The following is a 12543-nucleotide window of genomic DNA, read 5'->3' as shown; positions in this document are numbered from 1 at the left end:
CGTAAAAGCGGCATGCTGTAATAACTGCACGAATAAAGGGCTAAAGCCCCGCGTTTCGGCGGGACTTTTAGCATCAGCTTATTGCTGGTTTTGTATGTAGTTCACAGCGTCGCCGACTGTAGCAATCTTTTCAGCATCTTCGTCAGAAATCTCCATATCAAACTCGTCTTCAAGTTCCATAACAAGCTCAACTACATCTAGGGAATCAGCACCTAAGTCTTCCTTGAAAGAAGCTTCAAGTTTGACGTCTGCTTCATCAACGCCAAGGCGATCTACGATGATTTTCGTTACACGCTCTAATGTATCTGCCATAGCAATTCACCTCCCCTCAAGTATTATAGTGGATTCGTTTTTAAAAAACTAGAGAAACTATGATGAAATTTTTGAGAAAAAACTTACATCACCATTCCGCCGTCGATATGAAGCGTTTGGCCTGTCATGTAACGGGCCCCCTCAGAAGCAAGGAACGTGACAACGCTGCTGATGTCACCTGGTTCGCCAAATCGCGCGAGCGGAATTTGTTTCAGCATTTCGTCTTGAACATCTTTTGCAAGCTTATCTGTCATATCAGTTGAGATAAATCCAGGCGCAACCGCATTCACCGTAATATTGCGGCTTGCGAGCTCTTTAGCAGAAGATTTTGTTAAACCGATCACGCCGGCTTTTGCAGCCACGTAGTTGGCTTGTCCAGGGTTTCCGCTGACGCCGACGATAGACGATACGTTAATAATCCGGCCTGAACGCTGTTTCATCATTTGTCTTGTAACGGCTTTTGTGCAGTTGAAAACACCCTTTAGGTTAATGTTAATGACATCATCCCATTCATCTTCTTTCATTCTCATGATGAGATTGTCTCTTGTAATTCCGGCATTATTTACTAGAATGTCAATTGTAGAAAAAACAGACAGTGTTTCTTTTATCATGTTTTGTACATCTTCGGCATTTGATACATCCGCTTTGACAGCAATTGCTTTTCTGCCCATTGATTTGATTTCATCAACGACTTCATTTGCTTTCGCCTCATTGCCGGAGTAGTTCACGACGACATTTGCGCCGCTTTTTGCAAGGTCAAGGGCGATTGAACGGCCAATTCCGCGGGATGCGCCAGTGACAATAGCTGTTTTGTCATTAAGCATTTTCATTCTCCTCCTTGAGCGTTTGAATTGCCAGCTCGATCGTTTCTGGATCTGATACAGCAATTGTTTTTAATCGTCTGTTCACTTTTTTCACAAGGCCTGAAAGCACTTTTCCGGGACCGATTTCAATAAAAGTCGTCACACCCTCTGCAATCAGCTTGTTAATGCTTTCCTCGAAACGCACCGGAGAGTAGAGCTGCTCAATGAGTTTCTCTTTGATATCTGCTTTATCAGTCATAACATCAGCAGAAACATTTGAGATAACCGGAACGCCAGCATCCTTTACGTCACAGGAGTCAAGTACTTCCTTCAGCTTTTCAGCAGCAGGCTTCATCAGTTCAGAATGGAACGGACCGCTTACGTGGAGCGGAATCGCTCGTTTTGCACCGTTCTCTTTCGCCTGTTCAGACGCAAGCTCCACCCCTTTAGCTGTTCCGGAAATGACGATTTGTCCGGGACAGTTGAGATTCGCAAGCTGAACTAGATGGCCTTCTTCCGTAACTTTATCAGTTACTTGCTTTAATGCTTCAGCATCCATGCCTAGAATCGCAGCCATAGCTCCTTCACCAGCCGGCACCGCTTCATTCATAAATTCTCCGCGTTTTCTGACGGTATAAACAGCATCTTTGAAAGACAGTGCGCCAGACGCAACCAGCGCAGAGTATTCACCAAGGCTGTGCCCCGCTGTGAAATCAGGTGTAATGCCTGATTCTTTAAATTTCTCTAGAACAGCAATGCTTGTCGTCAGCAAAGCAGGCTGGGCATTGTATGTAAGTGTTAATTCTTCAGCATCACCTTCAAAAATCAAAGAACTGAGTTTTGTTTCCAATGTTTCATCCGCCTCATCAAACAGACGCTTTGCAGCAGGCACCTGTTCATAAAGCTCTTTTCCCATGCCGATAAATTGTGATCCCTGTCCCGGGAATAAAAACGCAATCTTACTCATGATGTAAAAACCTCCAGACTACTCATCTGTATTTTCTTCTTTAACTTCTTTCTGAATGAGTTCAGCCACATTTTGGCTGACCATCTCTCTTGCTTGTCGAATCGCATGAAACACAGCATTAGAATCTGAAGAGCCGTGCGCCTTGATCACAGGCGCTTTTAAGCCAAAAAGACTTGCTCCGCCATAATTCGAATACTCCATTTTCATTTTCATTTCTTTCAACTTTGGCTTTAGCACAGCTGCTGCAAGCTTCGATGTGAAAGTAGACGTCATGACCTCTCTCATCATTTTAAAAATAGATAACGCAGAACCTTCCAGCGTTTTGAGTGTAACATTCCCGGTAAAGCCGTCCGTTACGACAACATCCGCCACATCATCTAAAAGGTCTCGCGCTTCCACATTACCGATAAAATTGATGTTTGCTGTTTCTTTCAGCATTTGAAACGTCTGTTTCGTCAGTTCGTTTCCTTTTTTATCTTCTGTTCCGACATTTAAAAGCCCGACTCTCGGTGAATTGACACCGCGCACTTGCTGAGAATAAACAGAGCCCATAATGGCGTATTGAACAAGGTGCTCCGGTTTGGCATCGACATTGGCGCCGACATCAAGGAGAAGAAACCCGTCTCCCGAAACGGTCGGAAGTGTCGGTGCAAGCGCCGGCCGGTCAATTCCTTTAATTCTCCCGACAATAAACAGACCGGCTGTCATTAATGCGCCGGTATTTCCTGCTGAAATGCAGGCGTCGGCTCTGTTTTCTGCAACTTCCTGCGCCATAAGGACCATAGATGAATTCTTTTTTCTCCGCACGGCGCGGACTGGTTCATCCGTAGGCTCAATCACTTCATCCGCGTGCAGCACCGTGATGCGGTCTGATGTTGTTGTTAAATGTGATTCTATCGTTGTTTTGTCACCGACAAGTGTGATATGGAGATCCTCAAATGCCTCTATACCCTTGATAACTCCGTCAATAACAGCTTTGGGAGCGTGGTCTCCTCCCATTGCATCTACAGCTATTCTCATGCATGCTCCACCTTTATGAATGTTTTGAACGGTACATGTCAAAATGTCCAGAAAAAACAATTTCTTCGCCAACGTAGCTGTTCACTTCGACAACCGTTCTTCCTTTTTCTTTTTCGACTGCCGTCACTTTCGCTTTCGCTACGACACGTTCACCCTGCTTTACCTGTCTTGTAAAACGGATGTCTGCACTTGCAGTCAGCGCCAGCTCGTCATCAATGACTGCAACAGCCAAAGAATTTGCCTGCGCAAATAAATGGTGTCCTCGTGCAATCTGATTCCGGCTGAACACATGCTCCTGTTTTATTTCTAAAATGGATATCGCCTGATCATCCAGCTCAAGGTCAATAATTTCTCCGATAACTTCGTCCAGTGACAGAGATTTCACTTCATCTTCAAGCGTTTTTTCTGCCACATTCTTAATTCTTTCTCTCAGCTCCGGTATGGAAAGCTCTAAGCGGTCCAAACGTATTGTCTGGATGCTCACCCCAAATTTACCCGCTAATTCTTCATCTGTAATAAAGGGGGTTGCTTGAATCGTCTGCTGAAGTAATTCCTGGCGTTCTCGCTTATTTCTTCTCATATCTAAACACCGTCCGGACAATTAAGACTAGGTACTAATAGTAGTATATAATTTCATAGATTGGAATGCAACGATTGTTTCTGGCTGGATACCAAAAACTTCTGTTGCTCAGCTTAATTTTTCCCCGTCCATTATTCCGCTCTTCAGCAATTCCTCTCTCAGCGCACTATATTCCGGCTCCTTCCAGAATGCGTCAGAAGCCACTAGATTTGCAGCATCCTGTCTTGCCGTTTCAAGCGCTCTGTAATCATGAACCATATCCGCCACCTTAAATTCAGGCATTCCGCTTTGTTTTTTTCCGAAGAAATCCCCCGGGCCTCTCAGTTCCAAGTCCTTTTCAGACAACTCAAAACCGTCATTGGTCTCGGACATGATTCTCATCCGTTCTTTACCTGTTTCTGATTTAGGATCAGCCATCAGTATGCAGAAAGATTGGTGCTCGCCCCGTCCGACACGGCCGCGAAGCTGGTGAAGCTGGGACAGACCGAAACGATCAGCGTCATAAATCACCATAATGGTTGCATTCGGAACGTTTACGCCGACCTCAACAACAGTGGTTGATACGAGGATTTGACAGTGATTTGCGCTGAATTCTCTCATGACCTGATCTTTTTCATCGGAATGCAGCTTTCCGTGCATAAGGCCGACATTCCATTTCCCGCGGAAAATATCAGAAAGCATATTGTACACGTCAATGGCGTTTTGTACATCAAGCTTGTCCGATTCTTCAATCAGCGGGCAAATGATATAAGCCTGTCTGCCCTGCTTTAATTCTTTTTCGACAAATGCCAAAATACGGTCCAGCATGTCATGCTTCACCCAATAGGTTTCGATTTGCTTTCGTCCCGCCGGCATTTCATCAATGACAGATACATCCATTTCCCCGAACACTGTAATAGCTAACGTTCTTGGGATTGGGGTAGCTGTCATAAAGAGAACATCGGGGTCCTGTCCCTTGTTCCGAAGCTTTTTGCGCTGCTCAACTCCAAATCGATGCTGCTCATCTGTAATGACAAGGCTCAGCGCCTTAAACTCCACCTCGTCCTGGATTAAAGCGTGAGTTCCTACAAGAATATCAATCTCTCCCGCAGCAAGACGCTCCAGCAGTTCTTTTCGCCGCTTCCCTTTGACAGAGCTTGTCAAAAGAGCGACGCTGACATCCCACTTTTCAAATAGTGAAACAAGCGAATCTGCATGCTGTTCGGCCAGAATTTCTGTCGGCACCATGAGCGCCCCCTGGTATCCGGACAGGATCGCGGCATACAGCGCAATGGCTGCGACTGCCGTTTTTCCTGATCCGACGTCCCCTTGAAGAAGACGGTTCATTCTGTATGGAGAAGACATATCTGCTGTGATTTCGCGAAGCACACGCGTCTGGGCGTTTGTGAGGGGAAACGGGAGGCTTTTGACAAATCTCATGAGTTCGTCGTTTGAAAAATGCTGCCGTATCCCTTGAGTCTGCTCTCTTTCCGCCTTTCGGAACGCCTGCATTTTCAACTGAAACAACAGAAATTCTTCGTAAACAAACCGTCGTCTGGCAAGCTTTAACGCTTCTCTTGTTTCTGGCTGGTGCATGGCTGTTAGCGCCTGTTGATAGTCCGGCAGCTTATAGCTTGTTCTTAGCTTTTCCGGAAGAGGATCTGAAAGAGTGTCTGCATATTGAGTCAGCGCCTGCTGAATAAAACGTCTCATCATTTTGACGGTAACATTTTCTTTCACAGAATACACTGGTTCAATGCTTTTATCCTCTTGATGGGGTCCGTTTTTCAACTCCTGAACAGAGATGGTTTGGCGATGTTTGTCCCATTTACCGGAGACCGTCACGACAGAGCCCAGCGAAAGCTTTTTCTTCAAATAAGGCCTGTTGAAACATACGGCTGTGATTAAATAGTTGCCGACAAGAACCCGAAATGTCAGCCTGTTTCGTTTTTTTCCGTAATAGGTAAGAGAAGGCTCTGAATGAACCTTCCCTTCGACTGTCACTCTTTCATCATGCGCTACTTCTTCTAAATCCCTCAGCTCATAGTCATCATAGCGATAAGGGAAATAATTCAGAAGATCAGAAATGTCATAAATACCGAGTTCATTCAATGTTTTTTCTGTTTCCGGCCCAATACCCTTCATGTTGGCTATACTAATTTGCTGATGTTGTTTCACGTGAACCTAGCGCTCCTCCGAATATTTTTTTCTCTAATTCTCTTCCAGTCGGTGTTGCTGCTAAACCGCCCTGGCCTGTTTCTCTAAGAGCAGTTGGCATCGTTTGGCCAATTTTATACATGGCATCGATAACCTCATCACATGGAATGCGGCTTGTGATGCCCGCCAATGCCATATCAGCAGCAATCATTGCATTTGACGCACCCATCGCATTCCGTTTCACGCAAGGCACTTCAACAAGCCCAGCAACGGGATCGCACACAAGGCCGAGCATATTTTTCAGTGTGATGGCCATGGCCTCCGCGCTTTGCTCAGGTGTTCCGCCCGCCATTTCAACAATCGCCGCAGCAGCCATACCTGAGGCTGATCCAACCTCTGCCTGGCATCCCCCGGCGGCGCCGGAAATACTTGCATTATTGGCCACGACAAATCCGAAAGCACCGGCTGTAAACAAAAAGCGGATCATTTGTTCTCTTGTCGGGTTCAGCTTTTCTTTTACAGCAAATAACGTGCCAGGCACAACACCGGCGGAACCCGCAGTCGGTGTCGCACAGATGGTTCCCATCGCTGCATTTACTTCATTTGTGGCAACAGCTTTTGATACCGCATCTAAAATCAGCGGGCCAGACAGGCTTTTACCTGACCGAATATAGGCCTGCATTTTAACGGCATCCCCGCCTGTTAAACCCGTTTGGCTCGTCACTCCATCGAGTCCCTTCTGAACCGCCGCTTCCATAACGGTCAGATTGTGATCCATCTGCTGAAAAATCTCTTCTTTTGTTTTTTCTGTTACGTCCATCTCCTGCGCGATCATGATCTCTGAGATGGATACTTGCTTTTCTTTAGTAATCTCAATTAATTCTTTTACATTACGAAACATAACTGGCTCCTCCTGACCTTTCGCTAGTCAGCAATCTTTGTCACTTGAATAATATTCGGCAGCTTCGACAGCTCGTCGAGAACATGGTCGTCAATATTTTGATCGACCTCTATTGTCATTAGCGCAAGCTGGCCGATATCTTTCCGGGCTACTTCCATATGGCCTACGTTGATTGAAAATTTCGCCAGAACATTGGCAACACCGGCAATTGTGCCGAACTTGTCATTATGAACAACTAATATGGCCGGGTGATTTCCTGACAGCCGGAGTTCAAAACCATTTAATTCTGTGATTTCAATCTTTCCTCCGCCAATCGAAATACCCGTCAGCTCAAGCTCTCCCTTTTCATCAAAAATGGTGATTTTGGCTGTATTCGGGTGGACTGGGACTGCGTCTTCAACTCGAAACTCTATAGCAATTCCTTTATCTTCTGCAATTTGTATAGCGGTTTTAATCCGCTCGTCGAATGTATCAAAATCAAGCAATCCGCCGATAATCGCGACGTCTGTGCCATGACCCTTATACGTTTCCGCAAAAGAGCCGTAAAAGGAGACCACGATGCGCTTTGGCTCCCTGCCGAATAAACTTCTGGCCACTCTCCCGATTCTCGCTGCTCCCGCGGTATGCGAGCTGGACGGACCGATCATAACCGGGCCGATAATATCAAAAACGCTTCTGTATTTCATGTTATTCCTCCTTATGAACCAGAGCTTATGAGCGCTTTGCTTCTAGACTAATTGATCAGATATAAAATGGCAAGCGGGCACGTCACAGCGCTGCTGCACTTAAAAGCAGACATAAGAATAGAAGGGCAAATTGCCCTTCTATTCTGCAGAAATGATATACGAATACAGCGGCTGTTTGCCGTTGTGGATCTCAATCTCAATCTCCTCGTACTTCCCACTGAGAAACGCTTCAAGCTCCTCAGCTTCTTCCTGAGACGCATCCTCTCCATAGAGGATAGTGACAATTTCGTCGTCTTCTCCGATCATTTCTGACAGCAGCATTTTCGCGGCTGACAGCTGATCTTCAGCAGTGCCGATAATCGTTCCGTTCAAAATTCCCATAAAGTCGCCTTTTTTAATATCTTTGCCGTCAATATGAGTATCTCTGACTGAATACGTTACCTGCCCGCTTTTCACTTGCTGAATGGCGCTCTGCATATTAGCTTCGTTGGCTTCAGCTTCTTGGTCCGGATTAAATGCCAGCAGGGCTGACATCCCTTGCGGAACCGTTTTGGCCGGAATGACCAAAACCTGTTCATCGATTACGCTGGCCGCTTGATTAGCCGCCATAATAATGTTGGAATTATTCGGTAAGATAAACACCGTTTCTGCATTTACAGACTTCACAGCCTCGACGATATCCTCAGTACTCGGGTTCATCGTCTGCCCGCCTTCGATCACCACAGAAGCGCCGATGCTTTTGAACAAGTCAGAAATGCCTTCACCCATCGCCACAGTCACAATGCCATACGGCTGTTTTGCCGGCGTTTTTTCGTTGCCAGCAGGCTTGCTTTCTTGGCTGATAATGGAGGTATGCTGTTCCCTCATATTATCTATTTTAATTTTGATCAATTCACCGTACTGCTGGGCATAGTTTAAGACGTTTCCCGGTTCTTCCGCATGAATATGAACCTTCGCCAGCGATTCATCCGCAATGACTAACAGAGAATCACCGTACTGGCTGAGGTCTTGCCTGAATGTGCCTTCGTCGAATTCTCGTTTTGTCTGATCGAGCCTCACCATCACTTCGGTACAAAAACCAAATTCAATATCTTCGGTATGCATCATGCTTTGCGCGCTCTTATGATGCTCTGCGCTGACCATGTCATCAAGCGACGGAAGAACAGCTTTCTGAGGCACGGCTTCACCTTTTAATGAAGCAAGAAAACCTTCATACACACAAAGCAGGCCTTTGCCGCCGCTATCGACGACTCCTACTTCCTTCAGGACAGGAAGCAAATCAGGCGTCCGGTTTAAAGAAGCCTCTGCTTCTTCTGTCACCGCAGCCATCAGCGCTGTGATATCGGTTTCTTTTTCCGCCAGGGCCACCGCTTTTTTCGAAGCATCTTTTGCAACTGTTAAAATGGTGCCCTCTACAGGTTTCATGACAGCTTTATACGCCATATCAACGCCTGCTTGCAGCGCTGCGGCAAACTCCGGCGCATTAATTTCTTTTTTCGTTTCAATGCTTTTACTGAAGCCTCGGAACAATTGGGACAGGATCACTCCTGAATTTCCGCGTGCTCCCATGAGCAATCCTTTAGATAACGCGGAGCCCACCTTACCGATATCATCCGTATCCATTTGATCCACTTCTCTTGCTCCGGAAGTCATTGACAGGTTCATATTTGTTCCCGTATCGCCGTCCGGCACCGGAAACACGTTCAGCGCATCAACCGCACTCGCGTTTTGAGACAGATTCTGCGCTCCCGCAAGAATCATCTCGGCAAAGGTTCTGCCGTCTAATGTTCTGATAGACAATCCTACTCCTCCTAACTACGGGTTCGTCACACGTACGCCTTGGACATAAATATTAACAGAGTCCACGGCCAGTCCGATCGTTTGATTTACTGTGTACTTTACTTTCGTTTGGACATTATGTGCCACTTCAGAAATTTTCGTGCCATAGCTGACAATGATGTACATGTCGATATGTATTTGTTCTCCTTCTTGGCGAACTTGGACACCCCTGCTGAAATTCTCTTTCCGAAGGATTTCAGTCAGTCCGTCTTTAATCTGGTTTTTAGAGGCCATGCCGACAATGCCGTAACAGTCAATCGCCGCGCCCCCTGCAACCATCGCAATGACTTCATTAGATATATCAATCTGTCCGTACTTCGTTCTTAATTCAATGGACACACTAGTTCCTCCTTCGAATGCATAGAGTTACAGCTATTCTACTATATGGTTTCCATTCTGAAAAGAAAAGACCCGGCAATTGCTGCCCGTCCCTCTACATATACTATAGCGCCGCTGTTTCTGCAAGATGTCAAGTGAATTTTCTTGAAAGATGATGAAACAATAGTTGCAAACGTTTTTTAGCTGTGGTAAATTATTTAAAGTATCCATATCGAAAGCATCTAAGATCATATGAATGTTAAAAAGTAGATGTTTTGTGCAAGTGAGGAGGGAAACAAATGGCACGTAAATGCGTTATCACAGGTAAAAAAACAACAGCTGGGAATAACCGTTCTCACGCAATGAACGCTTCTAAGCGCACTTGGGGCGCGAATCTTCAAAAGGTTCGTATCCTTGTGAACGGAAAACCTAAAAAAGTATATGTATCTGCTCGAGCTTTGAAATCCGGTAAAGTTGAGCGTGTATAACAAAATGAACGCCTGCCTCATATGTGGCAGGCGTTTTTATGTGGTGAAAGAGGGCTTTGAACCCCTGGGCATTAATCTTTTCTAAATGAGCCCAGCATCGCCCGGACGATTCCTCCTAAAAACTTCGGCAATTTAATGGTGTAAAATTTCATTATTTGTCCCCTCCTATAACGTCCCGTAACCGCCTGTTCATTGATCTCACCAAATGAATGAAAGCACATGCTAATCCGTGCTTCTTATCATTATTATTATGCCTTTTGCAAACGAAAAAGTACCTCGTGAATGAATGAGTTCGTTACTAATACATAGTGTTGAACCGAGTGTAATATGACACTTATTTAGCGGATATTTAAAACCGGTCAGGGTCAGCTCATGTATGTCTTCGGAAAACGGTATGAAGGAGATATATCGCTTGTTTTCATCCTTCTCAATATCATATTCACCGGGAGGGAACAATTGAATATGATTTTGTTTGTCTATCAGCCTAATTTTTATATTGGTTTGTATGCCTCTATACAGCAGCTGAATGTTTCCTAAAAAATGATCCGCTCTGCCGCCTGTAGTGCCGAAGATCTGAATGACATCCGGCTGCTTTTCCAGCGCCCAATCAAGGGCGAGATCTAAATCAGTTTGGTCTTTTTCTGCTTGAAACACATGGAGTGCGGGAGCGGCTTTTTCAATTCGTCGGCGTTCTTGCTCTGTTATGCTGTCAAAATCCCCAAAGGCTTCATGAGGAATGATCCCGGCATCTAAAAGAGTGACGGTGCCTTTGTCAACACCGATCCAAAGAATGTGCTCAGCCCTATATGGGGTTAGATCGGGAATGAGATCTTTAGGGCCTCCCGCAACAATATTGATTGTTTTCATCTCCGATTCCTTTCTCTGCATACAGGAAAAAGAGCTTAGGCTCTGTACGCCCAGCTCTCTTTTTCAGCATTTTATTTACTTCCTTTGATCTCAGCGATCGCTTTTTGGCGGTCTGGCTGGCCATAAACTGCTGAACCGGCAACGAGTAAATTTGCACCCGCTTCAATGACCAGCGGAGCGGTTTCTTTGTTGACGCCGCCGTCTACCTCAATTAACAGACCTGTTTTTCCTCTTTCATCCGCCATTCGCTTAACCTCTTTTATTTTAGGAAGGACTGAATGAATAAATTTCTGCCCGCCAAATCCCGGGTTCACCGTCATTAAAAGAACAAGATCAAGATCGTCGAAAACGTGCTCGATGACTTGAACAGGCGTATGCGGGTTTAGAACAACACCGGCCTTCACGCCTTGTTCTTTCATAAGCTGGATGGTCCGGTGCAGGTGCGGGCATGCCTCGGCATGAACAGACAGGATATCCGCGCCTGCTTTCGCGAAAGCAGGGATATAACGATCAGGCTCTTCTATCATTAAATGAACATCAAGCGGCAGATCAGTCACCGGGCGAACTGCCTCTACAATCAGCGGGCCAATCGTAATATTCGGGACAAAATGGCCGTCCATGACATCAATATGAATACAATCGGCTCCGCCCTTTTCTACATCTTTAATCTCATTGCCTAAAGCGGCAAAATCAGCGGAAAGAATAGATGGTGCAACCTTTATCATTATGCTAATACCTCGGCTTTCTGTCTTTAATCTCCGTCATAAATTCAACATAATGGTCATAGCGGTACTGCTTTAATTCCCCGTCTTCAACAGCTTGTTTCACCGCACATTTCGGCTCTTTTAAATGCAGACAGCCTCTAAATTTGCACGAAGAACTTTTTTCTCTGATATCAGGGAAGGTATATCCCAGCTCTTCTTCCTCAATGTCTGTAAATTCTAGCGAGCTGAATCCCGGCGTATCCGCAACCAAGCCTCCGGACGTGTGAATCAGTTCCACGTGGCGGGTTGTGTGTTTCCCGCGGCCCAAATGCTCCGAAATTGCGTTTGTTCTTAAACCGAGCTCAGGACTGATCGCGTTGAGAAGCGAGGATTTTCCAACCCCCGATTGACCGGCAAATACGGTAGTTTTGTCTTGAAAATGGGGGATGATGTCCGCTAAACTGTCTTGGTCCTTAGAAGAAGTGAGATACACGTCATAACCTATATTCCGATAGTCTTCTGCATAGGCTTGAATGGCATCTTGTGTATCTTGATCTTCAATCAAATCCATTTTTGTAATGCATATGATCGGCTGAATATCATTGGCCTCAACGAGAACGAGAAAGCGGTCGAGCAATGCCGTGCTGAAAGAAGGCTGAACCGCAGAGAAAACAAGGACCGCTTGATCTACGTTGCAAATTGGCGGCCTGATAAGCTCATTGGTGCGCGCTTTAATTTCTAACAGATATCCTTCTTTGTCATTTTCAGCCTGATACACAACATAATCACCGACAAGAGGGGTAATTTTGTTCTTTCTGAAAATGCCTCTTCCTCTGCATTGTATAACTTGATCTGAATCTCCAGATTCATCCAGTACATAGTAAAAGCCGCTTAGCGCCTTAATAATTTTGCCCTCAGGCAT

The 12543-nt window shown here is 45.5% G+C and carries 15 protein-coding genes; 1 reads left to right on the top strand and 14 read right to left on the bottom strand.

The window, feature by feature from the left end; translation table 11 throughout:
- Nucleotides 1–78: 78 nt before the first annotated feature.
- The 10 genes from acpP to G4P54_RS08295 form a co-directional block, all read right to left on the bottom strand.
- Nucleotides 79–312 carry an acyl carrier protein gene (acpP, locus tag G4P54_RS08340; RefSeq protein ID WP_003154310.1) on the bottom strand — a complete coding sequence of 78 codons (234 nt, stop codon included), beginning with the start codon at nucleotides 310–312 and terminating at the stop codon, nucleotides 79–81.
- 83 nt (nucleotides 313–395) lie between these two features.
- The gene (gene fabG, locus G4P54_RS08335; RefSeq protein ID WP_024716084.1) at nucleotides 396–1136 is read right to left on the bottom strand and encodes a 3-oxoacyl-[acyl-carrier-protein] reductase; all 741 of its coding nucleotides are present in this window, start codon (nucleotides 1134–1136) and stop codon (nucleotides 396–398) included.
- Nucleotides 1129–2082 carry an ACP S-malonyltransferase gene (fabD, locus tag G4P54_RS08330; RefSeq protein WP_167872343.1) on the bottom strand — a complete coding sequence of 318 codons (954 nt, stop codon included), beginning with the start codon at nucleotides 2080–2082 and terminating at the stop codon, nucleotides 1129–1131. The genes fabG and fabD overlap by 8 nt, the downstream gene beginning before the upstream one ends.
- A gap of 18 nt (nucleotides 2083–2100) precedes the next feature.
- Nucleotides 2101–3102, bottom strand: a complete 1002-nt coding sequence (gene plsX, locus G4P54_RS08325; protein ID WP_024716086.1) for a phosphate acyltransferase PlsX — start codon at nucleotides 3100–3102, stop codon at nucleotides 2101–2103.
- A gap of 13 nt (nucleotides 3103–3115) precedes the next feature.
- The gene (gene fapR, locus G4P54_RS08320; protein WP_003221561.1) at nucleotides 3116–3682 is read right to left on the bottom strand and encodes a transcription factor FapR; all 567 of its coding nucleotides are present in this window, start codon (nucleotides 3680–3682) and stop codon (nucleotides 3116–3118) included.
- A gap of 108 nt (nucleotides 3683–3790) precedes the next feature.
- A complete protein-coding gene (gene recG / locus G4P54_RS08315; protein ID WP_167872342.1) occupies nucleotides 3791–5839 on the bottom strand; it encodes an ATP-dependent DNA helicase RecG in 2049 nt (682 codons plus the stop codon).
- Nucleotides 5817–6719, bottom strand: coding sequence for an L-serine ammonia-lyase, iron-sulfur-dependent, subunit alpha (sdaAA, locus tag G4P54_RS08310; protein ID WP_167872341.1), 903 nt, complete (start codon nucleotides 6717–6719; stop codon nucleotides 5817–5819). Before sdaAA ends, recG begins: the two co-directional genes overlap by 23 nt.
- A 23-nt stretch (nucleotides 6720–6742) precedes the next feature.
- Nucleotides 6743–7405, bottom strand: coding sequence for an L-serine ammonia-lyase, iron-sulfur-dependent subunit beta (sdaAB, locus tag G4P54_RS08305; RefSeq protein WP_024716089.1), 663 nt, complete (start codon nucleotides 7403–7405; stop codon nucleotides 6743–6745).
- A gap of 138 nt (nucleotides 7406–7543) precedes the next feature.
- Nucleotides 7544–9205, bottom strand: a complete 1662-nt coding sequence (locus G4P54_RS08300) for a DAK2 domain-containing protein (protein ID WP_167872340.1) — start codon at nucleotides 9203–9205, stop codon at nucleotides 7544–7546.
- A gap of 15 nt (nucleotides 9206–9220) precedes the next feature.
- A complete protein-coding gene (locus tag G4P54_RS08295) occupies nucleotides 9221–9583 on the bottom strand; it encodes an Asp23/Gls24 family envelope stress response protein (protein ID WP_003238605.1) in 363 nt (120 codons plus the stop codon).
- A gap of 278 nt (nucleotides 9584–9861) precedes the next feature.
- On the opposite strand from G4P54_RS08295, the gene rpmB reads away from it, so the two are divergent.
- A complete protein-coding gene (gene rpmB, locus G4P54_RS08290; protein WP_003221548.1) occupies nucleotides 9862–10050 on the top strand; it encodes a 50S ribosomal protein L28 in 189 nt (62 codons plus the stop codon).
- Nucleotides 10051–10121: 71 nt separating this feature from the next.
- Here the strand turns inward: rpmB and spoVM are convergent, their stop codons facing one another.
- From spoVM to rsgA, 4 genes are all read right to left on the bottom strand, one after another.
- Entirely contained in the window at nucleotides 10122–10202 is an 81-nt protein-coding gene (gene spoVM, locus G4P54_RS08285; RefSeq protein ID WP_003221545.1) for a stage V sporulation protein SpoVM, read from the bottom strand.
- Nucleotides 10203–10272: 70 nt separating this feature from the next.
- Nucleotides 10273–10917: a thiamine diphosphokinase gene (locus G4P54_RS08280; RefSeq protein WP_167872339.1), complete on the bottom strand. Its 645-nt coding sequence runs from the start codon at nucleotides 10915–10917 to the stop codon at nucleotides 10273–10275.
- A gap of 71 nt (nucleotides 10918–10988) precedes the next feature.
- Entirely contained in the window at nucleotides 10989–11642 is a 654-nt protein-coding gene (gene rpe, locus G4P54_RS08275) for a ribulose-phosphate 3-epimerase (RefSeq protein ID WP_167872338.1), read from the bottom strand.
- A gap of 4 nt (nucleotides 11643–11646) precedes the next feature.
- Nucleotides 11647–12543 (bottom strand): ribosome small subunit-dependent GTPase A, encoded by an 897-nt coding sequence (rsgA, locus tag G4P54_RS08270; RefSeq protein WP_167872337.1) that lies wholly within the window; start codon nucleotides 12541–12543, stop codon nucleotides 11647–11649.

Origin of the sequence: Bacillus tequilensis, from assembly GCF_012225885.1 — a bacterium.
GTDB lineage: Bacteria > Bacillota > Bacilli > Bacillales > Bacillaceae > Bacillus > Bacillus tequilensis.
This window is presented reverse-complemented; position numbering and strand designations above follow the sequence as displayed.